This is a genomic window from Streptomyces sp. MMS24-W38 (genome assembly GCF_059889265.1).
Genome location: NZ_JCBCPP010000001.1, coordinates 6,531,181 through 6,557,771, shown reverse-complemented (window position 1 = coordinate 6,557,771; position 26,591 = coordinate 6,531,181). Strand labels below are relative to the sequence as shown.

Sequence of the window (26,591 nt, the reverse complement as noted above, 5' to 3'; positions counted from 1 at the left end):
TCTACTGAGTCGCACCTTTCAGATCGCTGAGCGCAGACCAGGTCAACCCCCCGTGTGCATTGACACGTTGAGGGTCGCAGAGATGCGCAGGCTGACGCGGAATCTTTTGATCGAAGAGGGCCTGTCCCGCTTTGCGGACGACGCCGTACTCGTCGTCTCCGAGCTGGTCACCAACGCGATCCAGCACAGCCACGGTCGAGAGGTCACCCTGACGCTCTCCCTCTGCAACGGTTGCTTGCGGATCAACGTCCACGACGGAGTCCGCAGCCATCGGCCCACTCCAGGGAAACCCCGCAACGAAGACGAACACGGCCGCGGCTTGCTGTTGGTGCAGGCGATCGCCGGCGCCCGACGAGGCTCCTGGGGTGTCAGCGACGACGGCACCAGTACGTGGTGCGAACTTGCATTGGCGATGAGCTGATGACAAATCATCTCAAGGCCGCGTGCCATCATCACCTTCAAGTTCCGACGTCACAGGCGTTCGGTTGCATCCCTCCAGTACGCGGGGTCGAGCATCTCGCCGGGCCAGGCCGGCTGACGTACGGTTCCTCGGGGCCCCATCTGTTCGAAGTACGGTGCCAGGTCGATCACGGGCGTCCCCTCGACGGCATCGAGGTCGGTGACCAGGAGGTCCCGGCCCTCCACGTCGAGCAGCCGTGGGTAGCTGATCGCGAGCTGGTTCGGCCGTCGGTGATTGCGGTGCACGAAGGTCCCCGTCGCCGGCCAGCGCGCGTCTCCTCGGGGACTTCGGGCATGAAGCTGCACCTCCTCCGGGCGCGCCAGGTGGAAGCGCCACGTCACCGTCAGGTGCGAGAACTCCTCGATCCCTTGCAGGGTTTCGAGTGGGTACTCGTCGTGGAGTCGGATGATCGACCGGGCTCCGCCTTGGTAGTCGTCTTGGACGCGGGTGTGTCCCCCGATGACTGTTGCGATCGACTCAACCTCGTACCTGGGCACCGCTCGGTCCTTTCAACAATGAATGTCTGCCTACGCCGGGGCAACGCAGCGAAACCCGGTGTCGTTGTCCCGCATGGTGGCGTTCGCCGCATTGCGCAGGGATGGCGTCGCTCGTTGGAACGGCGAGGTGAAGGCGCTGCCTTTGAGCTCGTGCCGTCCGCTGCCAGGCGTTTCCTCGGTGGAGCACCATTCCCACACGTTGCCGCACATGTCGAAGACGCCGAACGGGCTTACCCCGGACTGGTATCGGAAGACCGGTGTGGTCGCGTCTATGCCGGTCTCGGCGACGTTGCATTTGGCGGCCGTGGGTTCGTTGCCCCACGGGTAGATTCGTCCTCGTGGGCCGCGGGCGGCCTTTTCCCACTGCTGGGCTGTGGGCAGCGTTTTTCCGGCCCAGCGGGCGTACGTGGTGGCGTCGTGCCAGGTCACCCAGACCACGGGATGGGTGGTCAGATCGGCGGGGCAGCGCCCGTCCGGCCAGTGCTGGGGCGGCCGGTGCCCGGTGGCCTGTACGAAGCGCTCGTAGTCGCCGTTGGTCGTCGGGTAGATGTCGACGCGGAACGCGTCCAGCCACATCGAACGGTTGTCTGCACCGGCGAGGTAGATGCCCTCTTCGACGAGGACCATGAGTTTGCCGTCGCCGGGGTGCCTGCTGGTGCGCGGGTCACGGCGCAGCAGTTCCTCGGCCCGTGCGTCGTGTTCGACGGCGGCCCGTTCAGTGAGGAGTGCCGCGAACCGCTGTTGGTCGTCGGGTTTGGCTCGGGCCAGCAGGGTGTCGAGGGCCGCCTGGTTGGCGAGGCTGAGTTCCAGGGTTTCGCCCCGGCCCTCCCACCTGGTGATCTGGCGCGGGTTGACGCCGACCAGTTCGGCGAACGTCTTGCCGCTCTTGCGCATTGCGAAGCGGAGCAGGCCGGCCTCGCGGCCGGTCCACTTGGTCACCCCCGTCATGGCTGCGTCCTACGGCCTCTCGCCGGGGATGGACAGGTAGGTCTCGCGCAGCCGGTCCAGCACGGGGTGCTCGGTGGGCAGTTGGGTGTCGTCGATCGCAGCGAGGGCCCGCACGCCGATACTCGTGTTCGTCGCGAACGCGGCTGCCATGCCCTTGGCCTGTTCCAGGGTGACAGTGGTGATCCGGTGTTCGGCGCGCTGCTGGAGCAGTGCCATGGTGACTCCGGGCAGTACTGGAGCCTGCGGCCACACGACCGTGCCGTTCTGGTCGACGAATCCGACGTTCCAGGTTCCGCCTTCGCTGACGAGCCCGTCGCGTCCGACGAACAGGGCGTCGTCGAATCCGGCAAGCTGGGCGCTGCGGCGGGTGTGCAGGGCTCCGAAGAGGCCGACGTGCTTGACCTCGGGCAGGTCTCGTTCGTAGGGCATGCTCATGGCGCGCAGCGGAGCCGGAGGCATCGTGCCGGCACCGCGCACGGTTACCAGGACCTGTGGTTCCCCGGCGTTCGCGGGGTGCCCCATGTCGACCTTGGGGTCGTAGATGGTCACGCGGACGACGCACGGCTGCGTCTGTCCGTCCAGGGCCTGGCGGACGAAGTCGCGGACGCGTGCGGTGTCCAGGTCAGCGCCCCAGACGGTCTTGCAGTCCTTCGTCAGGCGTTCCATGTGCAGCGGCAGGCCACGAATGCTGCCGTCATCGACGCGCATGGACGTGAAGTGGCCGACGTTGACCAGGGCCAGGGCCAGCAGTTCATCGGGGGAAACGGGCTTTCCGTTCAGTGTCGCCATGCCGCCCAGGATGTCAGGACTGCCGTTGCTGATGGCACCCCAACGCTGGTTACTGATGAGTCAACGTCGCTGCGAAGTCATTCCCAAGGCGTTGCCGCACGGTGTTCTCTGGTCACCCTCCGGACACGCATGGTGACCATTCAGGCAGGGTGCGCCGCTCGACAGCCCAGCCGGGTCAGCCGCGTGCCTTCCCCCGACCGACCGCCCGGGAGGCTCCCGATGATGACCGCACTGGCGACCGCGTCAGCCGCTGACAGAGCGCTGCCGAAGGTCCCGAGCGCCATCGAAGCGGTCTTCACCCCATGTGAGCCCTGCGCCTTCAGCGCTGCTTCCATCCCAGTTCAACGCAGGAGTTCTCGAATGTTCCCCTCAATGGCACGCGGCACAGGTCGCCCCCAGGAGTTACGCCTCGGGGCCCACCGTGCCCGTCCTGGACGGCCTCAGATGCCGCACTCGGTGCACGGACTGAAGCGCGAGCCTGCTGTGGCTGCAGCCAAGACCGTAGCCCGGGTCCTCGACGAGGACGCTCCCCTGCCGGACACCGCGCAGGACATCGAAGATCTCGTCCACCGGCTTCGAGGGCACGTCCTGCGACTCGGTGCCGCTGTGCCCGCCGGCAGCCCCGTGCTGAAACAGGCCCAGCAGCTGAGCGCAACCCCCCTCCCCGACGGCTACATGCCGTCCCGGGTGTACCTGGTCCATCTGGCCGAGGCGACACAGGAACTGATCGAGACGGCTCGGCGAAGCGCCCAGGCCGGTCCCTCGGCCTCGTTGAAGGGCCGGTGGAAGACGCCCAGTCGCAATGCGGTGCGCGTTGCCGTGTTCGTGCTCGTGCTGGTCACGTTGGTCATCACCGCATCCGCTCCGCAGGACGCTGCCGCTCAGACAACCTCCGACGGCGCGGCGCTGATCGCGTTGATCGTGAGCGCGATGGCGTTCCTGATCGCACTTGGCCAACGGCCCTCCCAACCGTCTTCTCCCGACTCCGCAGAAGGCGGCCAGCCGTCTGCCGATGAGCCCTCGAAACCCTGACCGGGCCCCCGACCGCAACACACCAGCCACCCAGGGCCGCCCTGGCGGACCGGCCGACGAATCCCCGCAGCAGGGAACGCTCTATGGAGAACCAGAGGCGATGACACGCTCACCCCGTATCGAGCAGTACGGCTTGATCGGCGACATGCAGACCAGCGCACACGTCTGCGATGACGGCTCAATCGACTGGTTGTGCCTGCCCCGCTTCGACTCGGCGGCTGTCTTCGCCGGCCTGCTCGGCACGCAGAAGCACGGCACCTGGCGGATCGCTCCGGCTGCGGCCACCGACCAGTCCCCGGCGGCAGCGCCTGCGGAGCGCCGCTACCGCGGTGATTCGCTCGTCCTGGAATCGGTATGGCGTACGCCGACGGGCTCCGTGCGCGTGGTCGACTTCATGCCGCCACGCGACGAATCACCCCAGGTGGTCCGGATCGTCGAGGGTGTCGCCGGCGCGGTACCGATGGTCTCGGTCATGCGCCCACGGCCGGGATACGGCCGCGTCAGCCCGTGGATTCATGAGGCGGGTGGGCGCATGGTCGCCGAGGCCGGCGCGGACGCCTTGTGGCTGGACACCTGTGTCCAGCAGGTGGAGAAGGACGGCGCGGTCTTCGGTGCGTTCACCGTCGCTGCCGGGCAGACGGTGGCGTTCGCGTTGAGCTGGGGCCCGTCCCACGCAGCCGCGCCCGAGGTCCCCGATCCGGATGCCGCGCTCGCCAAGACACTCGCGTTCTGGCAGGACTGGACGCGGCAGTGCACCTACAGCGGGCCGCACCGCGAGGCGGTTGTCCGGTCCCTGATCACGCTCAAGGCGATGACCTACGAACCCAGCGGCGGGATCGTCGCGGCACCGACCACGTCGCTGCCCGAGGAAATCGGCGGAGAACGGAACTGGGACTACCGCTTCACCTGGCTCCGCGATGCCTCCATGACCCTGGCAGCCCTTCTGGGGACCGGGTACCGGCAAGAAGCGCAAGCGTGGCGGCAGTGGCTGCTCCGGGCGGTGGCCGGCGACCCGGAACACCTGCAGATCATGTACGGGATCACCGGGGAACGTGACCTGCGGGAGCAGGAGCTTCCCTGGCTGCCCGGATACGAGGGGTCGGCTCCCGTCCGGGTCGGGAACGGGGCCGCCGACCAGCTGCAGCTCGACGTGTACGGCGAGGTGGTCGAGACCCTGTACCTCGCACACCGGAGTGGCGTCGCCCACTGCGCCGACACGGCACTCCTCCACCAGCAGCTCGTCAAGCACCTGACGCAGCGCTGGCAGGAACCCGACGAGGGCATCTGGGAGATCCGCGGGCCGCGGCGGCACTTCGTGCATTCCAAAGTGATGGCCTGGGTAGCCATCGACCGGACGATCCGCCTGGCTGAGGCCGACGCCCTCGATATCGACGTGAGCGCCTTCGTTCAGCTGCGGGACGCCATCCACCGCGAGGTTTGTGCCGAGGGCTTCGACCCGGCGCGCAACACCTTCACCCAGTCCTACGGATCCGACGAACTGGACGCGGCCCTGCTGCTGATCCCCCGCGTCGGCTTCCTCCCGCCCGACGATCCGCGCGTCGTCGGGACCGTGGAAGCGGTACAGCGTGAGCTGTCCACTGCGGACGGATTCGTACGACGGTACCCGACCGCCGGCGACCGCGCCGGGGTGGACGGCCTGACCGGTGACGAGGGCACCTTTGTCCTCTGCTCTTTCTGGCTCGTCGACGCCCTGGCTCTGACCGGCCGCCTCGACGAGGCCCACGCGCTGTTCGAACGCCTTCTCGCTCTGCGCAACGACCTCGGGCTCCTCGCCGAGGAGTACGACCCCGTCCGGCAACGCCAGCTCGGGAACTTCCCTCAAGCCTTCAGCCACAAGGGCCTGGTCCAGACCGCACGGCTCCTTCAGCAGCTTTCGTCACGGCCGTGCCCTGCCCCGGACGAGGTCTCGGCTCCCACGCCTGCTTCCACCGGGCCGTCCGGGTCCACGGCGAATCCGAAAGGACCTCACGGCCCCTCGGCTCGTCCAGCACTCGTTCCGTATCCGACTGTTGAGGAACTCCATGTCTGACAGCGTGTCCCCCGCCCGGTCGGTGGCGTCGGCTGGCCACAGGCGGCGGCCTGCTCAGATCGACGCGTTCACGCTCCGCCACGTCCGTCGGGCCGTCCTGGTGCCCCTGTTGCTTCTCGGAGCGGTGCTTGCTGCCGTCCTGGTGCTTGGGCAGGTGGGGGTGTCCCACGGCTGGCTGCTGACGGGTTTGGTGTGCGGATTGGTGGGGGTGGCGGTCTTCGCGTCCCACAGTGCGCGGGCTGCCGCGCGGGCGCTGGGAGCCGCCGCCGTGGAAGCCCAGGCAGCGGAGCTGGCCCGGGTCGCCGGGGTGGTGGCGGCGGTCGAGAAGTCCGTGTTGTGGTCGGCGGACGAGCTGTGCCGTGGGGCGCGTCCGCCGCTGCCGGACAGGCAGGTACCGCGGTCGGCCGGTCCGGCTGCGGGGATCGAGGCGGCTCTGGGGGAGCTGCAGGTACAGGTTGTGGCCTCGCTGATACGGGTGCACGACGAGTCGCAGTCCGTTGTGCTGCTGGAGGTCCTTCGCCGTCTGGCCAAGCGTGAGCATGCGCTGGTCGGTAAGGCGTTGGAGGCGTTGAGCCAGCTGGAGAAGCTGACCGACGACCCGGAGCTGCTGGAAAAGATCTTCGAGATCGATCATCTGGTGACGCGGGTGCGCCGGCAGGTGGAGAGCACCGCGGTGCTGGGCGGGCAGTCTCTGCGCAGTATGCGTAAGGCGGTCTCGGTGACCATCGTGCTGCGCGGTGCGGTCTCCGAGGTGGTCCAGTACCCGCGGGTTGCGGTCGCGGCGGGTGCCGTCGGGACGGAGCTGGGTCTGCCCGGGCATGTGGGCCCGGACCTGACGCACCTGCTGGCCGAGCTGATCGAGAACGCCTGCGAGTGCTCCGACCCGGCCACGAGGGTGCTCGTGAGAGCGCAGCGGGTGCCGGCCGGGCTGGCGATCGAAGTGGAAGACCGCGCCATCCCGATGCGCCCGGATATGCGTGAGCGGATGAACCGCCTGCTCACGGTGCCCGACGAGGTCGATGTCAGTGGTCAGGTGCGTGCGGGACAGGTGGGCCTGCTGGTCGCAGCGAAGATCGCTCAGCGGCATGGTCTGTCGATCCGCTTGCAGGAGAACCCGACGGGAGGCACCACCGCAGTCGTTGTCGTCCCGGCCAGACTTCTCGTCCCTGTGGCTCCCGCTCAAGGCATGAGCACCACGCGCCACGAAGCACACCGGCCTCCGATCCCCGCCCCGCCGCGGGATGCGTCGCCCGCGCAGCTCAGTCCCCCGGTCATCCCCGCCCAGCCGGCCCCCACCGGTGGGCAGGGCCAGCCGGAGGGTACGCCTGAACTTCCCAGGCGTGAGCGCCGAGCCGGGTCGTTCAAACCGCTGGCCGAACGGGAGCAGCCTCCTGTCACGGCCGCGACGCCCGGTCTGGCAGCCGCCTTCCGCAGGGGCGCCCAGGCCAGCGGTGCCAGCACTCCGCCGTCCGACCAGCACCGGCCCTGACGCTGTTTCTGTCCGTTCCCCGTTCCCGGTGGCCGGTGACGACCGCCGGCCTCCCCCTTCTTCTGGAGCGTTTTCCATGACCCCCAACCCTGAGACAACCCACCAGACCGGCGGCCAGGGCGCGGCCAGCGAGGCACCGAACAGCCAGCAGACCGACATGGCCTGGCTACTGCGGAAGTTCGCCGCCGACGTCTCCGGGGTCACGCACGCGGTGCTGCTGTCCCGGGACGGGCTGCGGTTGCTGGACAGTGACGTCGACAAGGACTGGGCGGACGAGCTGGCCGCCGCGATCAGCGGGGTGGCGTCCCTCGCAGCGAACATCACCGGACCGACCCACAAGAAGAGGCCGGCGAAGCAGGTCATCATCGAGCGGGACGACTGCCTGTACTTCGTCCAGAGCGCCGGCCGCAGCTCGGCGTTCCCTGGCCATCCCGGCATCGCGCGCGGGGTGGTGGACACCGTGCTGACCGTGGTCACGACCGCCACCGCCGATGTCGGCACCGTCGGCTTCGAGATGAGCCGTCTGGTGGACAGGTTCGCCCCGTACATGGACATTCCCGTGCGCGTCACCACGGGCGATGAGGTCCGGTGAGTACGCAGCACGGCAGCGCGGCGGAGGAGTCCGCGTTCGTGCGGACCTACACGCTGACGGGCGGCCGTACCCGGCCACGTCATCTGCTGGGCCTGGAGACGGTACTGGAAGCCGGACCCGGGCGGCCCGGCCCCGGCCAGGCCGAGGAGTGCCGGCAGATCGTCGCCCTGTGCCGGGAGCACCGGCGCTCGGTGGCGGAGCTGGCGGGCCGGCTCGGACGTCCCGTCACCGCGGTCAAGATCCTCATCTCCGATCTCCTGGACGCCGACGCCCTCGTCGTTCCCCTCGCGAACCCCTACGCCTCGTCCGGCCAGGACGAGGACCCACGTCCCACTACCCAGTTGCTGGCGGCCCTCTCCGCGGGCCTGAAAAGGAAGTGGCCCAATGCCATCGCCTACCCCCAGGCCGGCTGACCCCGCCGCGCCGCCGCTTCGAACCCCGCCGCTTGCGCACACCGGTGCGCCGGTCGTGCTGAAGGTCGTGATCGCCGGCGGGTTCGGCGTGGGCAAGACCACCGCCGTGGGGGCGGTCAGCGAGATCACTCCCCTGAGCACGGAGGAGTACCTGACCCAGGCCAGCACCGAAGTGGACGACCTGGAAGGTGTCGAGTCGAAACGGACCACCACGGTCGCCTTCGACTTCGGCCGTCTCAGCCTCCCCGAGGCACCCGTGCCCCTGGAGCTGCTGCTGTTCGGCACGCCCGGCCAGGACCGGTTCGTGGACCTGTGGTACGACCTGGCCCGCGGAGCGGTCGGCGCGGTCGTCCTGGTCGACACCCGCCGCCTGGCCAGCAGCTTCACCGCCGTCAGCTTCTTCGAGGACATCGGTCTGCCCTTCGTCGTCGCCATCAACCAGTTCGACGGCACACACCGCTATCACCCCGAGCAGGTCCGCACCGCCCTCGAACTGTCCGCCCATATACCGGTGATCACCTGCGACGCACGCAACCCGGATCACGTCGCCGGAGTTCTGCTGGCCCTCGTCGGCCAGGCCCTCCAAAGCGCCCCGGCCCACTCCGAACAACCCGCCTTCCCTACTGCATTTCAGGACGTGTCATGACCTACCCGCCTCACTCCGTACACGCCGTACCGCAGGCGAATGTGCCCGCACGGTCGCTGCCCCGTCGTGCCACGCACGACGTCACCGAGCCCGGCCAGCGGCTGTCCGCCGCACCCGGCGCGGCTCTCAGCAGCCCGCCGGCCCAGCAGACGGCCGAACTGACGCGACGCCATGAGCTGATCCGGCACCTCGGCCTGCCCACCGCAGCCGACCCCGACTTCGACGACTTCGCCCGCGAGATGGCCACCCGCACCGGCTTCCTGTACGGCTTCGTCAACCTCTTCCTGGACGAACAGACGTTCATCGGACTGCATCAGCCGCCCGCCGACAGCGGGCACGTCATCGTCGCCCGCACCATGAACCGCGAACACGGCTGGTGCCCCGAGGTCGTCACCCGCCAGAAGGCCCTGCCCCTGCCCGACGTCCACGCCAGCCCTCGCTTCAGCGGCAACCACGTCGTCGACGCGGTCGGCATCCGCGCCTACTTCGGCGCCCCCCTCATCCACCCCAGCGGCACCGTCCTGGGCACCGTCTGCGTCATCGACCCGGACAAACGACCACTGAGCGAAGCCCGCCGACTCCGGGACATCGTGATCGACACCGGCAACCAGGTGATGCACCACATCACCCACTCCCCCGCGCGTTGACCCCTGCACCACCCCACCCGCGAACCACCCGAGCATCCCCGGCCGCCCCACCGCGCGATCCATCGCCCAGGGAGAGGGAGACGACCATGACCACCGCGCCCACCACGCCGCCCCCGGCGCTGCGCCCTTACCTCACCGCCCGCCACGAGCTGCTGTGGCAGGAAGCCGACGCGTTCGCCGCCGAGCACGTCGCACCGCGCGCCGTGCGCATGGAAGCCGCTCCCCGCAAGGTGGAGCGCAAGGTCGCCGAACTCATGGCCGAGCGTGGCTGGTTCGCCATCACGGTTCCCCCCGTCTTCGGCGGTCTGGGCGCCGGTCACGTCGCGAAGACCGTCCTGGTCCACCGCATCGCCTGCGTCTCGGCGGCCGTCGCGGCCATCCTGCAGGCCACGCTGATCCCCGTCGGCGGGTTGTTGCACTTCGCCACCCATGAACAGAAGCTCCGCTGGCTGCCGCAGGTCGCGGACGGCTCGCTGCTGCTGTCGATCGCCGTCACCGAACCGCGGGCCGGCGGGCACATCGGCGGCATCGAGACCACCGCCGAACGCGCCGGCAACCAGTGGGTGATCACCGGCAGCAAGATCCACATCGGCAACAGCCATCTTGCGGGCGCCCATGTGGTCATCGCCCGAACCGCACCACCAGGTGTATCCACCTCCCAGGCGCTGACCGCGTTCCTGGTGGAGTCCGACCGCGAGGGCATCTCCGTCGCGGACCACCGGCCCGGCCTCGGACTGCACGGCTTTTCCGCCGGCCGCCTCGACCTCGACCACGTCCGCGTCCCCGAAGACAACGTCATAGGGGAGATCGGCCAGGGCCTGAGCGTGGCCCAGAGCAGCAGCATCCTCTACGGCCGTCCCAACCTGGCCGCAGTCAGTCTCGGCCTGCACGAGGCCGCGCTGACCACCACGACCGCCTACCTCAAGACCCGTCCCCGCTATCAGAGCACCCTGTCCGACCTGGCCGTCCTGCGCGACCGCGTCGGCGACATGGAAGCCCGTCTGCGCGCCGCACGGATCCTGGCCTACCAGTCCGTCCTCCTCCTCGACCAGGGCCTGCCCTGCGACGCCGAACTGATCAACGCCAAGTACCTCGGCCACCAATGGGCCGTGCGGACCACACAGGACGCCATGGAACTGCACGGCGCCCGGGCCTTCGACGCCGACTACCCCCTCCAACGGCTGTGGCGCGACATCCAGCACACCTACCCACCCGCCGGAACCGGTGAGGTCCAGCGAATACGCCTGGCCGACGCGGCCTTGGACGAGGACCACATCCAGTGGTCCGAACGCCTCGCCGCCGAAGCAGCCTGGACAGACCACGACCCCACCGCCGCATAGCCCCCGTGCGCGGCGCTCCCCGTGAACCCGCACCGCCGCGCACGGGCCCCTTCCGCCAGCCTCCTTCCGCGACCGCGGCAGGTTCTCCGCATCCAGCCCCGACCAGATCCCGCTTCGGAGCAGCATGAACACGTCAGCCAATGCAAGTAGCTCCTCCCGCGAGTCCAGGCGTCCGGATCACACGCCGCGATACGGCGAGCTGAAGTCCTGCCTCATGTCATTGCAGCGGGCGGCAACGCGATTCACCGGCCACACCGATGCGGGAATCGAGCGTGATCGCGAGACGATCTGGAAGGCTGTGGAGCCCTGGCTTCCGCTGGCGGCACAGCGGCTGAGCGAAGCGGCGCGCTCGCCCTCACAGCAAATGCACTGGCACCAGATGATCAGCGCAGTGCGCCGCCCCAGCGCCCCGTGCCTGGCCCGGCCGGACCTCGTTCTACTCATCAGCGCCGCACGCCGGCTGCTGCGTGCCCTGATGGAAGCCGAGCGGCCCGGACCGGGCGTAAGCGACATCGCCGACCGAGTACGCCACGCCATCCACAACGGCACCTACCCGTCTGGGAGCCTGCTGGGGGCAAGTCGCATCGTGGCGGAAATCGGCGCTCCCACCGTCGAGCGCGTCGATCTGGCACTGCAGGATCTTCAACGCGAAGGGCTGATCACCATCAGCCCCTCCAAGCGAGTCCGGGTGGTCGGCAGTGCCCTGCCGGAGGACCGTCCGCAGCAGATCGCCGCTTGGCTGCGCTTCCTCATCCAGTCAGGCGTCTACCCTCCGCAGGGGGCCCTACCCCGCGTACAGCCGTTGGCCCGGGGCCTGGTTTCCTCAACTCCCGATGTCTCCCTCGCCCTACACCTGCTGGCGGACCAGCAGGTCCTGCTGGTTGGCCGCGGGCGACGGACCACCGTGCACCCCGCCCCGCCCTTCCCCGTGGCCATCCCGCCTGACCTCGACGACCTCGTCCGCGAACTGAATCGTCGCGCTCTGCCCGGCGTGCGGCTGACCGGCACCGACCTCCAGGCGGTGTGCAGCCAGGCACGCTCTTGGTGGTCGAGCCGCACCATGCCTTCCCCTGGTAAGGCCGACGAACTCTTCGGCGTGTTGGTCACTGCCGCGGCGCGCCTCACGTCGCAAGCCGTGCGGCACCAGCACGAGCGTCTGCGGGACCACGACGCTCGGGCCACGCTCCGGCAAACCGCGATCACTGCACTCGCGAAACGCCCCTCGGACAGGTGGGAGCAGATCTGGCGTGCAGCCTGCCTGGGCGTCCTCGTCCGTGAGATCTACCAACGCAGTGTCACCAGCAGGGACGGGACCGAGTCGCAACTGCGCGACCCTTCCGTCGCGCTGGCGCACAGCCGATCCGCCTGAACCTCTCCGCTATCAGCCTGGAAGACCGAGATGACCACTACCGCCCCGATCACACCGCTCACCCCGGCCCAGCGGCGCGTCGCCCAGCACCTCGTAGGCGGACTGACGCCCCGCGACATCGCCGCCGAGGCCGGACTATCGGCCGTTACGGTTCGCCAGCACATCCGCGGCATTCGGGAGAGCCTCCACTGCCCGCCCCGCTGCGCACTGTCGGTTCTGGCGCACTTCCTGTTCACCTCCAAGGAGGTCGAACCGCCCCCCGCGGACAAGCCGGTGCCGGATCTCAGCGCCGAGCAGCAGATGCTGCTGAAGGCAGTCGCCGAGCAGAGCAAGACCTACGACATCGCCGTGGCTGCCCGGATCGCACCCGCCGACGTCCGTTCCACACTCGCCGAGCTGCTCGCCATGACCGGGGCGGCCGACGCCACCCAGCTCGTCGTCCTGGCCCACGCCTGGGGCCTGCTGGGAGCCGACCAGGGCACCCCTGCACCGGCGGGAGCAAGGCGATGAGCACCCTCAAGCCCCAGCACGTCACCGACCAGAGCACGTTGGATTCGTCCCAGCGTCCCACCCGTTGCCTGCCCGCATACGAGATGCGCCCCCTGCGCACGGACGACGAGCGGGCGAAGGCCAGCACACTCGCCGAGAACCGCCTGCGCTGGCTCGCTGTGCGCGGTCTTCCCGTGCCCTCCCAAGTCGACATCCCAGCCCTCTACCGAAACACGCGGTATGAAGCGGCCGGCCTGTTCGAGGACGAGGTCCTGCTCGCCTGCCTGACCCTCGACCGGCAGCCTCACCTAGCGCACTGGGGCACCGACGGGACCGGGCCCGCCCTCTTCCTCGGGCACGTCCACACATTGCCCGCGCGCCCGGACAATGCCGTACGGCTGATCACCCTATGGGCCTCCGACTACGCCGCACGCCTCGGCCTGCCGTGCGTCCGTGCGGAGGCCGTGGCCCGGCACGACCTGAGCGTCGATCCGATTGCACGCTTCCTTGATCAGCTGAAGGGCATGGGCTGGTCGGTCCGCGGAGCAGGGAAAGGAGCGGGTGGCGAGCGGGTCGCCCGTCTCGAACTGCCCGCCGATCCCCGCCCCGGACTCGCGGCGCTCATCGGCTGTGTCGTCCCCCTCCCGCGCGAGCCCGTCCGGTCCAGCAGCCGCCGGAGCCGCTCATGACCAGCACAGGACCGACCCGGCATGGCGCGGCGACCGAACCAGTAGCTGTTCAGTGCTGCCCGCCTGATGCACCGGCAATGGCAGTATCCACGATCAAGAAAGCAGGTCTAGTGATGAAGACATCCCACGCCGTGCTTGTCTCCTCCGCTGTTGGAGCCGTGGCCATCTGGTTCGCCGAGCGACGACACCGTCAGCGGCTCGCGCTGGACACGGCGCACATCCATCAGCGCCTGCTCTCCGACATCGCGGCTGACCCTGAGCACCGGGCGATCTGGACGATCGAGGGGCTGTCCGACGAGGAGTCCAAGCACCTGCTGTGCTGCAACCGGCAGGTCAGCTTCCTCTCGGTCAAGTACCGCCTGGGCCTGCTCGACAAGGCCGGGCTGCGGGTGCAGGTCCGCGTGCTGATGAAGCGCGAGCCCTTCCGCGCCTACTGGCAGCGTTTCGCGACGTTCCGCGACGAGGAGGCCGGGGACCGCGTCGACCGCTCGTTCAACAGGATCTTCGACGACGAGTACGCCGCCATGGCCGACGACGATGAAGCGGTCGGCCGACTGCTGACCAGTGCGTAACGGTCCCAGCCAGCGGGCGGTTGCTCCACCCGGCAGCCGAGCCTGCAAGACGGCTCGGCGCCGGACGGCACGTGTGGGAGGGACCCGTTCCCTCCTCGGGCTCCTCCCCGCACGAAGCGCGACCCACGAGAGAAGGGAACAACGGTGGTCATATCCCAGACCGCTTTCCGCCGTAGTCCGACGGCAAGTCGGCTGGGCGGCACGTAGAGCACTACCCCGGATACCGACCTGGCCAGCGTCGGCGACGACCGACAGATGACGCGCCTGGACCGTTCAGACACCACGTAAGGAACCACATGACCGGTGTGACGACCGCCGACTCCAGCGAGGCCACCCGCCTGCGCCACGAGATCATCGACCAGTTGCGGAACGAGGGCTGGATCACCTCCGCAGAGGTTGAGGCGGCGATGAAGAAGGTGCCCCGCGACCGGTTCACCCCACCACAGACGCCGTTGAAGGAGGTGTACGACCCGTACTCGGCGGTGATCACGAAGACCGATGAGCACGGCGTGCAGATCAGCAGCGTCTCCGCCCCGCAGATCCAGGCCATTCAACTGGAGCAGTGCCGGCTCCGGCCCGGCATGCGGGTCCTGGAGATCGGCTCGGGCGGCCTCAACGCCGCCTACCTGGCCGAGATCGTCGGCCGCGACGGCCGGGTGACCACGGTCGACATCGACAAGGAGGTCACCGAGCGTGCCGCCCGGCTCCTCGCCGAGAACGGCTACGACCAGGTGCGCGTGGTCACGGCGGACGCAGCCGAACCGATCCCTGACCTGGGCATCGTGGACGTCATCCTGGTCACCGTGGGCGCCTGGGACATCCCGCCCGCCTGGATCGACCAGCTCAGCGTCACCGGCCGGTTGGTCGTGCCGTTGCGCACGCGCGGTCTGACCCGCTCCGTGGCCCTCACCCGCGCCGGCGATCACCTTGAGTCGCACTCCGCGAAGATCTGCGGCTTCGTTCCCATGCAGGGCTCCACCGGGCACGAGGAGCAGCTCCTCCTGGTGAACGGCACACCGGAGATCGGCCTGCGCTTCGACGACGGCCTGCCCATCGACCCGAGCCGGCTCGACAACGCCGTCACCACACCCAGGGTCGAGAGGTGGACCGGTGTGACCATCGGCCGACAGGAGCCACTGGCCACGCTCCAGATGCACCTGGCGATCACCATTCCGGGGTTCTGCATCATGGCCGTCGACGAGGATCTGGACACCGGCATCGTGACGCCGAACCGCAAGGGCTTCTCGCTCGCCGCCGCCGAAGACGACTCCTTCGCCTACCTCGTACACCGCCCCTTCGGAGACAAGGACGTCGAGTACGGCGTCCACGCCCTGGGCAATCACGCGCAGCAGCTCGCCGAGAAGATCGCCAAGAGCCTGCGCGACTGGGAGGCCCACCGCCGCGGCGGGCCCGTCCCGGTCATCCGGGTCTACCCGGCCGACACCCCCGACGAGCAGATCGAGGGCGACCGGGTCATCGACAAGGTCCACACCCGGATCTCGCTCTCCTGGCCCGCGGCCTAGCAGCCGCGCCGCCAGGTCGTCATGCACCACTTCATCGAACAAGGAGAGTGATCGACATGAGTCCCACCGCCGCCCTGATGGACCGGCCGACGCAGCTCGTCGAGGACGACGACTTCGCCCCGCTGGAGGTCAAGGCCATCGTCGCCGCCCACCCGATCGGCAAGCTGATGTGCTCCACGGGTGACGGCTGCGGGAGCACCTGCTCGGGCAGCTCGTCCGCGTGCAGCTCCTTCATCGAGGACCCGGCCTGATCCCAGGCCGGGTCGCGAGCGGGGGCGCCGAGTAGATCTGCCCGGTGCCCCCGCCCCACCCCTACCCCCACCCACACGAGCTGCCGGAAGGGACCATGGCCTTGGACGTTCCCAGATACCAGTGGACGGGCGCCGCCGTCCTACGGGCCACCACCGGCCCGAGCGCCGCAGTTCTGCCTGCGGTCCTTGATCTGGACAGCGCGGACGTCGTCCGTGACTGGCTCGCCGGGCTGTGGCAGCGCGCCGAGGTGCGCAACGCCCTCTTCGCCGCCAGCCCCGTGCTCTGCCAGACCATCGACGGCGTCGTGCACGGCCGCCACGACCAGCCCCGCCAGCTCCGCCGCGCTGCGCTGTCGGTCATCTCCTACCTGCTGCGGTGGCAGCACCGGCCCACCCCCTTCGGGCTGTTCGCCGGTACCGCACCGCTCACCATCGGCACCACGCCCCGCGTGCGCTGGGGCCCGCGCCACGCGGTCACGCTGCGCACCGACGGCGAGTGGCTCAGCGACGTCGTCCGCGACCTGGAGCAGCAACCCGCCCTCCTGGAGCGCCTGACGGTCATCGCCAACAACACCGCCGAGTTCCGCGGTGACCGGCTTGCCGCTCCTGGCCCGCCGGCCGACGGCCACGCCCGGCTGATGGCCCCTGTCGAAATCTCCCTGCGCGCGACCCGGCCGGTGAAGGCGACCATGGAGCACGCCCGCACGCCGATCACCTATGCCGCGCTCCGCGACATCCTGACGGCTGCGTTCCCGGCCGGTGCGGGAGGCAAGATCGACGCGGTCCTTCAGAGCCTGATCGAGCAGAACGTCCTCATCACCAGCCTCCGTCCCCCGATGACCACGGTCGATGCCCTCGACCACCTGTGTACCGAGCTGAAGCGAGTCGACGCGCACTCCCTCCCCGACGTCGGCGGGCTCGCGCGCACCCTGTACGGGCTGCGCGACGACCTCACCGCGCACACCAGCCCGTCCGCCGAGACGGACCTGCGTGAACTGACGGCGCGGATGCACCGGCACTCGTCCATCGCGCCCCTGCCCGTGGTCGTCGACACCGCCCTGAACTGCGAGGTGCAGCTGCCCGGAGAGGTCATCCAGGAGGTAGAGGGCGCGGTCGCCGTCCTGCACCGCGTGAGCCCGCTGCCGTACGGCTACAAGCTGTGGCGTGACTACCACCGCCGCTTCCGTGCCCGGTACGGGGTCGGCGCTGTCGTCCCCGTCCTCGACCTGGTCGCCGACAGCGGCCTGGGCCGGCCCGCCGAATACGTCGGCTCCGAGCGCGGCAAAGCCCCGAAGACGATCAGCGACCGCGACACGGTCGTCCTCACACTCCTGCAACAAGCACATATGGAAGGTCGCGACGAACTCGTCCTCGACGACGCGGCGATCAGCGAACTCGCCGAGGCGGCCGGCACCGAGGAACGTCTCTACGGCGAGCGCAGCGAGATCGCCTTCGAAGTCCACGCGCCCTCCACGCACCACCTGGCCGACGGCACGTTCGACATCGAGATCACTGGCGTGCCCCGCCCCGGCAGCAGCATGCTCGGCCGCTTCGCGCACCTGTTGCCCACCGCCGAACAGCACCTGCTCACGGACTCCTACGTGACCCGGCCGGACGTCATCACCGCCCAGCTCTCGTTCAGCCCCAGGCGCCGCCGCAACGAGAACGTGGCCCGCACCGATCGCCTGCTGCCGTACGTGATCCCGCTCGGCGAGCACCCCGGCGAGCACGGTGAACCGATCCCGCTGGACGACGTCGGTGTCACGGCGGACGCCCGCCGCTTCCACCTCGTGCAGGTCTCCAGCGGGCGCCCGATCGACGTGCGGGTCCTGCACGCGCTGGAGGCCGGTATCCAGACGCCGCCGCTGGCCCGGTTCCTGTCCGAGGTCTCCGGCAGCCGGCGAGCGGTGTACAAGCGGTTCGACTTCGGCGCGGCTGCCCGCCTGCCGTACCTGCCCCGCGTGCGATATCGCCGCACCACCCTGGCCCCGGCCCGTTGGCTGCTCAGCAGCAAGGACCTACCCGGCCGCGAGGCACCAGTCGAAAAGTGGGAGGCGGCATTCGCCGTGTGGCGCGCACGGCTGAACGTCCCCAGCCGTGTCTGCGTGGTCGAGTACGACCAGCGACTCCCGGTCGACCTCGACCATCCCGCGCACCGTCGCCTCGTGCGTTCGCAGTTCCACGAAGCCCCGGAGCTGGAGCTTCGCGAGGTCGTGGACCCGGCCCGGTACGGGTGGATCGGCCGGACCCACGAGATCCTGCTGCCCCTCCGTCGCGCCGCCCCCGCCGTCTCGAGCACGCCGCTGCCCGCCTTCCGCGCGCAGCCCGTCCCAGCCGTACAACTCCCTGGCTGTGACGAGGTACTGAGGATGCATCTGCATGCCCATCCGGACCGGTTCGACGAGATCCTGGACCGGCACGTTCCGCGCCTGCTCGACGTGCTCGGCCAGCCGATGTGGTGGTTCAGTCGGCACCGAGAACTCGCCCGCCCCGAAGCCGGCCAGCACCTCACGGTCACCTTGCACCTTCCCGTGGCCGCCGCGGCCACGGCCACGGTGAACCGCTGGGCGACGGACCTGCATCACCAACGCCTGCTGTCCACGCTCACCCTGGAGCCGTACCAGCCCCAGACCGGCCGCTACGGAACAGGGCCGGCCATGGACGCTGCGCACCGCGCCTTCGCGGCCGACTCCAGCGCCGCCCTCGCCCAGATCCGCCTCACCATCCGTGGCGCCGTCCTCTCCCAGGCGCTCACGGCCGCGAGCCTGGTCGACCTCGCCACACACCTGCTCGCGTCCGAGGACGCCGCATGGGACTGGCTGATCCAGAACACCCCGGCCCACGGTCGCCCCGACCGCACTGTGCGCGTCCAGGGCCTCCAGCTCTATACCACCCGTCAGCGGCTCGCCGAACACGGCGCCGCCGAACTCGGCGAGGGGTGGGCCGTACGCTCCACCGCCCTGGCCGCGTATCGGAAGGCCCTCATCACGGCGGAGCGCGAGCCGACCACGGTCCTCCGGTCCCTGCTCCATCACCACCATGTGCGCGCCATGGGCGTCGGCCCCGCTACCGAGGCCGCCACGCTGCACCTCGCCCGGGCGATCGCCTTACGCCACCGCCCCGTCAAGGCTCCGCGATGATCACAGCCCACGACCAGGCGCAGACCCTGGCCCATGAGTACGCCGCACACCTCGCACGCCCGAGCGGACCGGTAGAAGACCAGCCGTGGATCGGGCAGTCCCTCGCCGAGGGCGCCGCAGGCATCGCCCTGCTCCACATCGAACGCGCGGCGCACGGTCATGCGCCGTGGAGCACCGCACACCACTGGATCGGACAAGCCGCGACCGGGGACATCACCGCCGCCGACACCACCGGGCTGTACCTCGGCGCCCCCGCGCTCGCCTTCGTCCTGACGACCGTCCCCGACTCCAGGGATCATCTCTACCGGGGCGCCCACGACACCCTGCACGCCCACGTGGCCGCCCTCGCGCACCGCCGCGTGGACGCCGCGCTCGCACGCCTCCACCGCGGCGCATCAGCCACCTTTGCCGAATACGACACCTTCTACGGACTCACCGGCATCGGCGCCTACCTGATGCGCAGCGCCCCGGACAGCAGCGCCATGGAACGCGTCCTGCGCTACCTCGTGACACTGGCCCAGCCGCTGACCAGCGACTGCGGCCCCACGCCCGGGTGGTGGGTCGACCACGATCCCCAGCGCCGCGACACCCTGGCGGGCGGGCACGGCAACTTCGGCGCCGCCCACGGCATCACCGGCCCCCTGCTCCTCTTGGCCCAGGCCGAGCGCCGCGGCATTCGTGTCGACGGACAAGCCGATGCGATCCGCACGATCTGCGACCACCTCGACACCTGGAAGCAGGACAGCGACACCGGTCCGTGGTGGCCCGAACACCTCACGCGCGCCGACCTCAAAGCCGGCTGGCCCCACCAACGTCATCCCGGACGGCCGAGCTGGTGTTACGGCACGCCCGGCATCACGCGGGCCGGGCAGCTCGCCGGGATCGCACTGGGCGACCAAGACCTCCAGCGCACCTACGAGGACGCCCTGTACCAGTGCCTCACCGATCCCGTGCAGCTCGGCAAGATCATCGACACGAGCCTGTGCCACGGCTGGGCGGGGGTCTACCAAACTGTCTTCCGCGCAGCACACGACGCCAGCACCCCGCAGCTCGACGCCCTCCTGCCGGCACTGCGCGAGAGCCTGACCGTCCATGCCCGACGAGCCTCCGCCAAGGGACCCGGCTTCCTTGAGGGCGACGCCGGCTGCGCCCTCGCCCTCACCGCCGCCGCGGCCAACCAGCCCCCGACCACCGGATGGGACGCATGTCTGCTGATCAGCTGACCCCTGTCACCTGGCCGCCGGCCCCGAACCCGGTCGGACAAGCCGTCCTCCGGGTCCTGGCCGGGCACCCGATCACCGAGGTCGCCCAGGACGCGGGTATGGAGCCGATTGCGCTCTCCGACTCGGTCGAGGTGTTCAAGCAGGCGGGGAACGAAGCCCTCGCACGCCACGAACTCCGCACCGACTGGGCACAGTTCTACGTGGAATTCGTCGACTGGGGCGCCGCCGAGTCGGCCGCGGCCACGCACCTCGCGCCGATGCTGAACAGCCTGGAGGAGCGTGGTGCGCTTTCGTCGTGGTGGTTCATCCGTAAACACCCCTGCTGGCGGCTGCGCCTCTGCGGCGGCCCTGGCTCCCAGGCGCACACCGCGCTCACCACCCACCTGGACGAGCTGGTCAAGGTCGGACACCTTCGGCGCTGGTGGCCGGGGATCTACGAGCCCGAGACCGCGGCTTTCGGCGGCTGCGCAGGGATGCTCGCCGCGCACGCCCTGTTCTCCGCCGACAGCCACCACCTTCTCGCCGGGCACAGCCATAGCAACGTTCCCATCGGCCGCCGGGAACTGTCCGTCGTCCTGTGCACGGTCATGATGCAGGCGGCCGGGCTGGAGTGGCAGGAACAGGGCGACGTCTGGGACCGCGTGATCAACGAGGAGCACCGCTCCGTTACCGGAGAGGTCCTCGAAGGCCGGCTGGAGGGGATGACCCGGCAGGTCCGCCGGCTTCTGACCAGCCAGACCAGCCCGGACGGGCCGCTGTTCGGTCCGCAGGGCCCGCTCCATCCCGTCGCCGAATGGGCGGCGGCCTTCCGGAGCGCTGGCAACGCCCTGAAGGAGGCGGTCGCCTGTGGCTCCCTCGACCGGGGCATCCGCAGGGTGCTCGCCTACCACGTGATCTTCCACTGGAACCGCGCCGGCCTGTCCCTCGGTGCGCAAAGCGCCCTCGCGCTCGCCGCCCGCACCGCCGTCCTCGACCCGCCCCCGCCGGGACCCGAGATTGCTTGACTTCCACCTTCCAGACGGCAGAGAGGCAGCAGATCCATTGGTCGCTCGGGCGGTGCCGGCATCCCGCCGCCTTCGGGCGGTCCGCCGCTCGAAACCTCATTCGTCACAGGGGTTTCACGCGTCGGCGATTCGGCCATTCCGGACCGCCGCCCAGGGGCGACACAGCGGGCCCAGGGCCGTACGGACCGTGCGGCGCAAGGGGTCCACGCCGTCCGGAATCGAGCGCGTTCGAATCCCGATCAGCGTCGTTAAGCCGTGCACCGCCGAGCCATCCAGGTACGGCACCCACCCCACGGAGGGACCAGGTGACTGTGACCGCCGCCTCGACCGAAACCCCAAAGACGCCTCCCCCTCCACCGCCGGCCACCATCAGCTTCGAGGGCAAGTTCGGCCAGAACCCGCTGGAGGACGCCGGCTTCGGGACGATGTGCCGGCGCCTGCCCTCCGTACTGGCCCACACCGCGCGCAAGGCATGGGCCGTCGACCGGACCGGCTCCGTACTCCTCCTCGTATGCCAGGCACTCACCGGCATCGCCGCCGCTGTCGTCCTGGCCTCCACCGCCCGCGCCATGACGCACGTCCTCGGCAGCGGCACCGTTTCCGAACGTCTGCACGGCGCGGTCCCCGCCTTGATCGTGGTGACCCTGGCCGCGGGCACCGGCCGGATCTGCGGCCTCCTGTCCTCGTACGCGGACGGACGCATCACCCCGCTGTTGACCACCGAAGCCGACGTCGCGCTCGTCTCCGCCGTGCTGCGTGTGGAGTCGTCCGCCTACGGGAGGGACGGTTTCTCCGACCAGCAGGAGGCGGCCGAGATCGGGGTCACCCGCACCCGCCTGATGGTGCAGGACGCACAGCGGTTCATGTCCGCCCTGGTCCGCATGACCGCCGCCGGCGGGGTCATCACCGCACTGCATCCGCTGATGCTGCCGGTGCTCCTTCTGGCCGTGCTGCCCGCCGGCGTCGGAGCCGTGCTGTCGGCCCGTGTCGACTACCGCACGCACTTCCTCAACCTCGGCGACCGCAACGTACGGGCCATGATGCGCAGCTGGGCCACCCACTCCCGCTTCGGCGACGAGATCCGCGCCAACGGCATGACCGGCTACCAGATCTACTGGTACCAGGCCCTGTCCGAGCGCATCGACCGACGCACCCTCGAAGCGGCGCCGCAGATGCTGCGCATCCAGTTGTCCACCAGCGCCCTGGGCGGCTTCTTCCTGATGTGCACCTGGGCCACCCTCGCCGGTCTCTCCGTCACCGGCCGCATCGCCCTGCCCGTCGCGGCCACCGCGGTGGTCGCCGTCCAGAGCGCGCTCGCCGCGCTCGCCCAGGTCGTCGTCAACGGCGCCGCCCTGTTCCACACCTCGCTCTACCTCGCCGACATGCGGGCGTTCCTCGGCCTCGCTCACGAACGCGCCCCGAAGCGGGGTGAGCTGACGATCCCGGAGCGGGTCGACGAGATCCGTATCGAGGAGGCCGTCTACTACTACCCCGGCAAGGAGGATCCGGCCGTCGCGGGGATCTCCCTGACCCTGCGCCGCGGTGAGATCCTGGCCGTCGTCGGCGCGAACGGTTCCGGCAAGTCCACCCTGACCAGGCTCATCACCGGGATCGTGCTCGCCGACAAGGGGCGCGTCCTGTGGGACGGCATCGATCTCGCCGACGCCGACCCCGACGCCGTGTGGAGCCGCACCTCACTCGTTCCGCAGAACTTCGCCTGCTGGCCGTTGCGGGCCCGCGAGAACATCACCCTGGGCCAGCCCCGCACCCACGACGACGAGCCGGTATGGGACGCCATCGACGCCGTCGGCATGCGCGAGGAGATCGAGAAGCTGCCCCGCCGACTCGACACCCTCCTGGCCCGGGAGCTGTTCGGCGGCGCCGAACTGTCGGGCGGCCAGTGGCAGCGGCTCGTGTGTGGCCGCGCGCTGTACCGGCAGACGCCGCTCATGATCCTGGACGAGCCCACCTCGCAGATGGACGCCCGCGGCGAGCACGCGATCTTCACGCAGATCAAGCGACTCGCACCCCAGCGCATGACGATCGTCGTCACGCACCAACTGGAGAACACCCGGCTCGCCGACCGCATCCTCGTGATGGACAAAGGACGCGTCGTCGAACAGGGCACCTACGACGACCTGGTGAACGCCGGCGGCCAGTTCGCCGACCTCGTCGCCCTGGCCAAGGACCGCTGACCCACCCACGGAATCGAGACCCACATGGCTGACATCTGGCAGACGATCGCGGACCTCGCCGGCCTCCTCGACGACCACTCCACGCTCCCCCGCGAACAGCAAGTCCTCTTCCAACTCCTCAAGATCCAGGAGGAGGCCGGCGAAGTCGCCGAAGCCGCCATCGGCGCAGCCGGGCAGAACCCCCGCAAGGGCCATTCCCACACCTGGCAGGACGTCGAATCCGAGGTCTGCGACGTCATCGTCACCGGCATGGTCGCCCTGATGCGTATGAACCCCGACGCGGAGGCGGTCTTCGCCCAGCACATGCAGCGCATCGCGGACCGCGATCTGAGCGGGGCCCGTGGAATGACCACCGGCCACCCCGCACAGGCACAGTTCCCCCACCCGGGCGGTGCGCCGAGCACGTCCGAACCCGCCTGACGAGGCTTGGAAGGAACGCTGTGGTCCACACGTCACAAGACGCCCGAGCAAGCGGAGCGTACGAAGCAGGCGAGGCCGGCGCGTACTGGGAGCCGCTGTGGCAATCCGGCCGCCGCTACCGGAGCATGGACGCGCCGGAACACGAAGCCCTGAACCGGCACGTAGGCCTCGGCCGGGGGAGGCCGGCCCTCGACATCGGCTCCGGCGACGGGGCACTCGTGCAGGCCCTCGCCGAACTCGGCTACCGGCCGACCGGGATCGACTGCGCACCCAGCGCGCTCTCCGCCGCCCGTCGCGAGCACCCCGGCCTTGACTTCAGGCACTTCGACTTCGACACCGACGACCTGGCCGACCTGCCCGAACCGGCGTTCACGCTCATCACCTGCCGACTGGTCTACCGCTGGGTCCAGGACAAGCACGCCTTCCTGTCCCGGGTACGGCAACTCCTCGCCCCAGGCGGCATCTTCTGGGTGGCCACTTCCGTACGCAGCCCCCGGCACGACGAGGCCAAACCGTGGGAGATCGAGGTCACAGAGGTGGAACTCCTCACCGCCGGCTGGAGCCGTGCGGACGTGACACAGCTCGACGAGTCGTACCACTGCTTCGCCCTGCGCCCCTGACCTCGCCCGCTTCACCTTCGCCATCCGAAAGGCCCACCGTGACGACTCCGCCCGCCACCGAACTCGACGAAGCGAGCGAGCCACGCCGCCGGCTCGCCGACCAACTCCACGCAGCCGGCCACATCCGCACCGCCGCGGTCGAGAACGCCTTCCGCACCGTGCCCCGGCACGCCTTCGCCCCCGACGTCCCGATCCACAAGGCGTACGCCAACGACATCATCCCCACCCGCCACACAGCCGACGGTCGAATCATCAGTTCCGTGTCCGCGCCATGGCTGCAGGCCGACATGCTCGAAGCCGCCCGCATCCGGCCCGGCCACCGCGTCCTGGAGATCGGCTCCGGCGGCTACAACGCCGCCCTGATCGCCGAACTCGTCGGCCCCACCGGCAGCGTCACCACCCTCGACATCGACCCGGCCGTCACCGACCACGCCGCCCGATTCCTCGCCGAAGCCGGATACGGCCGCGTCCGCGTGGTCACCGCCGATGCCGAACACCTGCCCACCGACATCGTGCCGGACGGCGGTTTCGACACCATCCTGGTCACCGTCGACACCTGGGACCTTCCCTGGATCGACGCTGTCGCCGACGGCGGACGCCTCGTCGCCCCGCTCCGCCTGCACCAGTACACGTGGGCCATCGGCTTCACCAAGCGCGACGGGGCCCTGGACAGCGACGAGCCGCTCATCGTCTGCGGCTTCGTCGCCATGCAGGGCGCCGGCGCCTGGAACGCAAACCGGCGCACCGTCCCGGGCACCGGCGTCCATCTGTCCTGGGAGGACGGCACCCCACTGCCCGTCGACCAGCTCGCACCCGCCCTCACCCGCGAACCGGTCGTGGCGCACACCCACGTCACCGTCGGCGGCCAGGAGCCCTTCGACGCCCTCACCCTCTACCTGGCCGGCGCCCTGCCCGGCTTCTGCCGCCTCTCGGTCGACCCCGACGGCGACAACGGAGTCCTCAACCCGCCGCCCCGGCACTGGCCCGGCGCCGCGACCGTGCGCGGCGCCTCCCTCGCGCGGCTGGCCACCGAACGCATCTCCGACGGAGACGACGGCAACGGCCTGTACGAGCTGGTCGTCCACGGCTACGGTCCCCACGGCCACCTAGCCGCCCAGGAGATGGCCGAACAGGTCCAGCACTGGCAGCGCAACCATCGCGCCGCCCTCTGCCCGCGGATCACCGTCCACCCCCTGGCCGACGACGGTCCCGCGACCGACGATCCGCACCTCTTCGTCAAGAAGCACACCCGCGTCGCAATCGACTGGCCGATCGTTCCCGGCACGGCGGCCCTGCTCACCGACGACGAGGGCCGCTACCTGCTCCACCTTCGGTCGGCGAACAAGCCGATCTGGCGCCCGGGGCAGTGGGCCCTGCTCGGCAGCAACACCGAGAAGGGCGAGACGTGCGACGAGGCCATCGTGCGCGAACTCGACGAGGAGATCGGGCTCGCCATCCCGGACCTGGCGGGTTTCGTCACGCTGGACACGCTGGATGCGAGCGGGTCCTTCAAGGGCCGCGTGCGTGTCTACCACGGCACGCTGAACACCCCCGCGCACGAGATCGAACTGCGCGAGGGCATCCAGCTGCGCTGGACCCGCATCGAGGAAATCGCCGAGATGACCATGGACCCCGGCACCGCCGCGGTCCTGCGCGCCCACCACAACGCGCACCAGCCACGTGGCCGCCGCGACGGCACGCTTCCCGTGGTGGAAGTCCGCGAACCCCGCGATCACCGCAGCCGCAGCCGCAGCATCATCGGCGCCCACCTCGTCCTCATTCGGGACGGGGCAGTCCTGCTGGGTAAACGCCACCCGAGCAGCGCCTTCGCGCCGTCGACCTGGCACCTGCCCGCCGGCCACCGCGAAGACATGGAATCCGCCGTCACCTGCATGGTCCGGGAAACGGAGGAAGAGACCGGACTCCACATCCCGGAAAGCGACTTGTCGCTCGTGCACGTCCTCGACCTGCTCGACCCCGGGAGCCCGACCCCGCGGGTCCAATTCTTCTTCGCGCCCTCCCGTTGGGCAGGAGAGCCCCTCGTACACGAGCCGGAGTGCTGCACCGAATGGCGCTGGTGGCCGCTGGACGCCTTGCCCGGGCCCATCGTGGAATACACACGCGTCGCGTTGGCCGCCATCTCCCGCGGCACGCTCTACACCCCCATGGGCTGGTCCTGACGGGGCCGCGCAC

Annotated in this window: 25 protein-coding genes; 22 read left to right on the top strand and 3 right to left on the bottom strand. The window is 69.8% G+C overall.

Features of this window, described 5'->3' with window-relative positions; genetic code table 11:
• Window positions 1-82: 82 nt before the first annotated feature.
• On the top strand, window positions 83-421 hold the full coding sequence (locus AC6F7H_RS28790; protein WP_500760078.1) for an ATP-binding protein: 339 nt from the start codon (window positions 83-85) through the stop codon (window positions 419-421).
• Between the two features lie 50 nt (window positions 422-471).
• Here the strand turns inward: AC6F7H_RS28790 and AC6F7H_RS28785 are convergent, their stop codons facing one another.
• From AC6F7H_RS28785 to AC6F7H_RS28775, 3 genes are read right to left on the bottom strand one after another with little or no spacing between them, the layout of a single operon-like run.
• Window positions 472-957, bottom strand: a complete 486-nt coding sequence (locus tag AC6F7H_RS28785; protein WP_500760075.1) for an SAM-dependent methyltransferase — start codon at window positions 955-957, stop codon at window positions 472-474.
• Between the two features lie 30 nt (window positions 958-987).
• The gene (locus tag AC6F7H_RS28780) at window positions 988-1,905 is read right to left on the bottom strand and encodes a formylglycine-generating enzyme family protein (RefSeq protein WP_500760073.1); all 918 of its coding nucleotides are present in this window, start codon (window positions 1,903-1,905) and stop codon (window positions 988-990) included.
• A 9-nt stretch (window positions 1,906-1,914) separates the two neighbouring features.
• Window positions 1,915-2,694 (bottom strand): aminotransferase class IV family protein, encoded by a 780-nt coding sequence (locus AC6F7H_RS28775; RefSeq protein ID WP_500760070.1) that lies wholly within the window; start codon window positions 2,692-2,694, stop codon window positions 1,915-1,917.
• Between the two features lie 456 nt (window positions 2,695-3,150).
• Between AC6F7H_RS28775 and AC6F7H_RS28770 the strand changes: the two genes are divergently transcribed.
• The 21 genes from AC6F7H_RS28770 to fxlM (AC6F7H_RS28670) all read left to right on the top strand — a co-directional run bounded on the left by AC6F7H_RS28770 (window position 3,151) and on the right by fxlM (AC6F7H_RS28670) (window position 26,578).
• Entirely contained in the window at window positions 3,151-3,726 is a 576-nt protein-coding gene (locus tag AC6F7H_RS28770; RefSeq protein WP_500760068.1) for a DUF6415 family natural product biosynthesis protein, read from the top strand.
• Between the two features lie 100 nt (window positions 3,727-3,826).
• Window positions 3,827-5,776: a glycoside hydrolase family 15 protein gene (locus AC6F7H_RS28765; protein WP_500760066.1), complete on the top strand. Its 1,950-nt coding sequence runs from the start codon at window positions 3,827-3,829 to the stop codon at window positions 5,774-5,776.
• Window positions 5,769-7,265 carry a sensor histidine kinase gene (locus AC6F7H_RS28760; protein WP_500762108.1) on the top strand — a complete coding sequence of 499 codons (1,497 nt, stop codon included), beginning with the start codon at window positions 5,769-5,771 and terminating at the stop codon, window positions 7,263-7,265. The genes AC6F7H_RS28765 and AC6F7H_RS28760 overlap by 8 nt, the downstream gene beginning before the upstream one ends.
• A 76-nt stretch (window positions 7,266-7,341) precedes the next feature.
• A complete protein-coding gene (locus AC6F7H_RS28755; protein WP_500760063.1) occupies window positions 7,342-7,857 on the top strand; it encodes a roadblock/LC7 domain-containing protein in 516 nt (171 codons plus the stop codon).
• Window positions 7,854-8,270, top strand: coding sequence for a DUF742 domain-containing protein (locus AC6F7H_RS28750; protein WP_363042527.1), 417 nt, complete (start codon window positions 7,854-7,856; stop codon window positions 8,268-8,270). Before AC6F7H_RS28755 ends, AC6F7H_RS28750 begins: the two co-directional genes overlap by 4 nt.
• Before the next feature lie 55 nt (window positions 8,271-8,325).
• Window positions 8,326-8,916, top strand: a complete 591-nt coding sequence (locus tag AC6F7H_RS28745; protein WP_500760061.1) for a GTP-binding protein — start codon at window positions 8,326-8,328, stop codon at window positions 8,914-8,916.
• Window positions 8,913-9,563: a GAF domain-containing protein gene (locus tag AC6F7H_RS28740; protein WP_500760059.1), complete on the top strand. Its 651-nt coding sequence runs from the start codon at window positions 8,913-8,915 to the stop codon at window positions 9,561-9,563. Before AC6F7H_RS28745 ends, AC6F7H_RS28740 begins: the two co-directional genes overlap by 4 nt.
• An 86-nt stretch (window positions 9,564-9,649) precedes the next feature.
• A complete protein-coding gene (locus tag AC6F7H_RS28735; RefSeq protein WP_500760056.1) occupies window positions 9,650-10,903 on the top strand; it encodes an acyl-CoA dehydrogenase family protein in 1,254 nt (417 codons plus the stop codon).
• Window positions 10,904-11,117: 214 nt separating this feature from the next.
• On the top strand, window positions 11,118-12,272 hold the full coding sequence (locus tag AC6F7H_RS28730; protein WP_500760054.1) for a GntR family transcriptional regulator: 1,155 nt from the start codon (window positions 11,118-11,120) through the stop codon (window positions 12,270-12,272).
• Between the two features lie 30 nt (window positions 12,273-12,302).
• Window positions 12,303-12,782, top strand: coding sequence for a LuxR C-terminal-related transcriptional regulator (locus tag AC6F7H_RS28725; RefSeq protein ID WP_500760051.1), 480 nt, complete (start codon window positions 12,303-12,305; stop codon window positions 12,780-12,782).
• Window positions 12,779-13,450, top strand: coding sequence for a hypothetical protein (locus AC6F7H_RS28720; RefSeq protein WP_500760048.1), 672 nt, complete (start codon window positions 12,779-12,781; stop codon window positions 13,448-13,450). The genes AC6F7H_RS28725 and AC6F7H_RS28720 overlap by 4 nt, the downstream gene beginning before the upstream one ends.
• Window positions 13,451-13,563: 113 nt before the next feature.
• Window positions 13,564-14,022 (top strand): DUF6082 family protein, encoded by a 459-nt coding sequence (locus AC6F7H_RS28715; RefSeq protein WP_500760045.1) that lies wholly within the window; start codon window positions 13,564-13,566, stop codon window positions 14,020-14,022.
• A gap of 296 nt (window positions 14,023-14,318) precedes the next feature.
• The gene (gene fxlM, locus AC6F7H_RS28710; protein WP_500760042.1) at window positions 14,319-15,545 is read left to right on the top strand and encodes a methyltransferase, FxLD system; all 1,227 of its coding nucleotides are present in this window, start codon (window positions 14,319-14,321) and stop codon (window positions 15,543-15,545) included.
• 56 nt (window positions 15,546-15,601) lie between these two features.
• On the top strand, window positions 15,602-15,796 hold the full coding sequence (gene fxlA / locus AC6F7H_RS28705; protein WP_279332738.1) for an FxLD family lanthipeptide: 195 nt from the start codon (window positions 15,602-15,604) through the stop codon (window positions 15,794-15,796).
• Between the two features lie 95 nt (window positions 15,797-15,891).
• Window positions 15,892-18,936: a lantibiotic dehydratase gene (locus AC6F7H_RS28700; RefSeq protein WP_500760039.1), complete on the top strand. Its 3,045-nt coding sequence runs from the start codon at window positions 15,892-15,894 to the stop codon at window positions 18,934-18,936.
• Window positions 18,933-20,159: a lanthionine synthetase C family protein gene (locus tag AC6F7H_RS28695; protein WP_500760036.1), complete on the top strand. Its 1,227-nt coding sequence runs from the start codon at window positions 18,933-18,935 to the stop codon at window positions 20,157-20,159. Before AC6F7H_RS28700 ends, AC6F7H_RS28695 begins: the two co-directional genes overlap by 4 nt.
• Window positions 20,141-21,163: a thiopeptide-type bacteriocin biosynthesis protein gene (locus AC6F7H_RS28690; RefSeq protein ID WP_500760033.1), complete on the top strand. Its 1,023-nt coding sequence runs from the start codon at window positions 20,141-20,143 to the stop codon at window positions 21,161-21,163. Before AC6F7H_RS28695 ends, AC6F7H_RS28690 begins: the two co-directional genes overlap by 19 nt.
• A 311-nt stretch (window positions 21,164-21,474) precedes the next feature.
• Entirely contained in the window at window positions 21,475-23,358 is a 1,884-nt protein-coding gene (locus AC6F7H_RS28685) for an ATP-binding cassette domain-containing protein (RefSeq protein WP_500762106.1), read from the top strand.
• Window positions 23,359-23,382: 24 nt separating this feature from the next.
• Window positions 23,383-23,778 carry a MazG-like family protein gene (locus AC6F7H_RS28680; protein WP_500760030.1) on the top strand — a complete coding sequence of 132 codons (396 nt, stop codon included), beginning with the start codon at window positions 23,383-23,385 and terminating at the stop codon, window positions 23,776-23,778.
• Window positions 23,779-23,903: 125 nt separating this feature from the next.
• Window positions 23,904-24,398, top strand: coding sequence for a class I SAM-dependent methyltransferase (locus AC6F7H_RS28675; protein ID WP_500760027.1), 495 nt, complete (start codon window positions 23,904-23,906; stop codon window positions 24,396-24,398).
• A gap of 38 nt (window positions 24,399-24,436) precedes the next feature.
• Window positions 24,437-26,578: a methyltransferase, FxLD system gene (fxlM, locus tag AC6F7H_RS28670; RefSeq protein ID WP_500760025.1), complete on the top strand. Its 2,142-nt coding sequence runs from the start codon at window positions 24,437-24,439 to the stop codon at window positions 26,576-26,578.
• Window positions 26,579-26,591 lie beyond the last annotated feature (13 nt).

What these genes read in the sequence shown, in the direction of transcription:
- fxlA (WP_279332738.1), top strand. Translation starts at nt 15,602, where the DNA reads ATGAGTCCCACCGCCGCCCTGATGGACCGGCCGACGCAGCTCGTCGAG.
- AC6F7H_RS28690 (WP_500760033.1), top strand. Translation starts at nt 20,141, where the DNA reads ATGTCTGCTGATCAGCTGACCCCTGTCACCTGGCCGCCGGCCCCGAAC.
- fxlM (WP_500760042.1), top strand. Translation starts at nt 14,319, where the DNA reads ATGACCGGTGTGACGACCGCCGACTCCAGCGAGGCCACCCGCCTGCGC.
- AC6F7H_RS28760 (WP_500762108.1), top strand. Translation starts at nt 5,769, where the DNA reads ATGTCTGACAGCGTGTCCCCCGCCCGGTCGGTGGCGTCGGCTGGCCAC.
- AC6F7H_RS28775 (WP_500760070.1), bottom strand. Translation starts at nt 2,694, where the DNA reads ATGGCGACACTGAACGGAAAGCCCGTTTCCCCCGATGAACTGCTGGCC.
- AC6F7H_RS28730 (WP_500760054.1), top strand. Translation starts at nt 11,118, where the DNA reads ATGTCATTGCAGCGGGCGGCAACGCGATTCACCGGCCACACCGATGCG.
- AC6F7H_RS28680 (WP_500760030.1), top strand. Translation starts at nt 23,383, where the DNA reads ATGGCTGACATCTGGCAGACGATCGCGGACCTCGCCGGCCTCCTCGAC.
- AC6F7H_RS28790 (WP_500760078.1), top strand. Translation starts at nt 83, where the DNA reads ATGCGCAGGCTGACGCGGAATCTTTTGATCGAAGAGGGCCTGTCCCGC.
- AC6F7H_RS28720 (WP_500760048.1), top strand. Translation starts at nt 12,779, where the DNA reads ATGAGCACCCTCAAGCCCCAGCACGTCACCGACCAGAGCACGTTGGAT.
- AC6F7H_RS28695 (WP_500760036.1), top strand. Translation starts at nt 18,933, where the DNA reads ATGATCACAGCCCACGACCAGGCGCAGACCCTGGCCCATGAGTACGCC.
- AC6F7H_RS28735 (WP_500760056.1), top strand. Translation starts at nt 9,650, where the DNA reads ATGACCACCGCGCCCACCACGCCGCCCCCGGCGCTGCGCCCTTACCTC.
- AC6F7H_RS28765 (WP_500760066.1), top strand. Translation starts at nt 3,827, where the DNA reads ATGACACGCTCACCCCGTATCGAGCAGTACGGCTTGATCGGCGACATG.
- AC6F7H_RS28755 (WP_500760063.1), top strand. Translation starts at nt 7,342, where the DNA reads ATGACCCCCAACCCTGAGACAACCCACCAGACCGGCGGCCAGGGCGCG.
- AC6F7H_RS28780 (WP_500760073.1), bottom strand. Translation starts at nt 1,905, where the DNA reads ATGACGGGGGTGACCAAGTGGACCGGCCGCGAGGCCGGCCTGCTCCGC.
- AC6F7H_RS28675 (WP_500760027.1), top strand. Translation starts at nt 23,904, where the DNA reads ATGGACGCGCCGGAACACGAAGCCCTGAACCGGCACGTAGGCCTCGGC.
- AC6F7H_RS28740 (WP_500760059.1), top strand. Translation starts at nt 8,913, where the DNA reads ATGACCTACCCGCCTCACTCCGTACACGCCGTACCGCAGGCGAATGTG.
- AC6F7H_RS28715 (WP_500760045.1), top strand. Translation starts at nt 13,564, where the DNA reads ATGAAGACATCCCACGCCGTGCTTGTCTCCTCCGCTGTTGGAGCCGTG.
- AC6F7H_RS28700 (WP_500760039.1), top strand. Translation starts at nt 15,892, where the DNA reads ATGGCCTTGGACGTTCCCAGATACCAGTGGACGGGCGCCGCCGTCCTA.
- AC6F7H_RS28725 (WP_500760051.1), top strand. Translation starts at nt 12,303, where the DNA reads ATGACCACTACCGCCCCGATCACACCGCTCACCCCGGCCCAGCGGCGC.